The organism is Bartonella sp. AA16NXGY (assembly GCF_042197325.1).
In the GTDB taxonomy this organism is placed as follows: Bacteria; Pseudomonadota; Alphaproteobacteria; order Rhizobiales; family Rhizobiaceae; genus Bartonella.
Map to the genome: position 1 here is coordinate 1 of NZ_JBHIRR010000083.1, position 539 is coordinate 539.

Sequence of the window (539 nt, forward strand, 5' to 3'; positions counted from 1 at the left end):
GGCAGTGATGGAGAGATCTTGCGCCTTTGTGGCAAAAGTGCCTCGATGCGTAAAGAGCTCAAAGAACAGGTGAGTGAACATTTTGACCACAAAACTGTTGGTGAGATTGTCGAGACACTTGCCAAACGCCATGGCTATCAAGCAAAGGTTAGTCCCCAGTTCACTCAACAAAATTTGCCTTATGTGATTCGCACAGATCAATCGGCTGTTGATTTTTTAACCCGCCTTGCCGATCGCATGCGGGCACGTTTTTTGATCAAAGACCATAAGTTTTTATTTTTAAGCGGGGATAATTTACCAGCATTAGCAATCCATAAGCACGACTGTTCTAACTGGGAATTTACCCTAGAGCCACGCACGCAATATGGCACCATTGAAGCTTCTTATTTTGATCGCTCAAAAGGGCAGCAATGCCAAGTCAAGCATCAGACAGGGTTTAGCGGTCCCGTGCGGCGTCTTCGCACTTGTTACACTTGTGAGGAGGAAGCACGAGCTGCTGCTGCTTCCGAGTCGGACAGGTTGTGTCGTGCTGTAGGCAG

General features: G+C 47.7%; 1 protein-coding gene. It reads left to right on the plus strand.

All coding sequences use genetic code 11. From position 1 onward, the window contains the following. A partial coding sequence (locus ACFINK_RS09445; RefSeq protein WP_522729910.1) for a phage late control D family tail protein occupies window positions 1-539 on the plus strand: 539 nt, incomplete at both ends.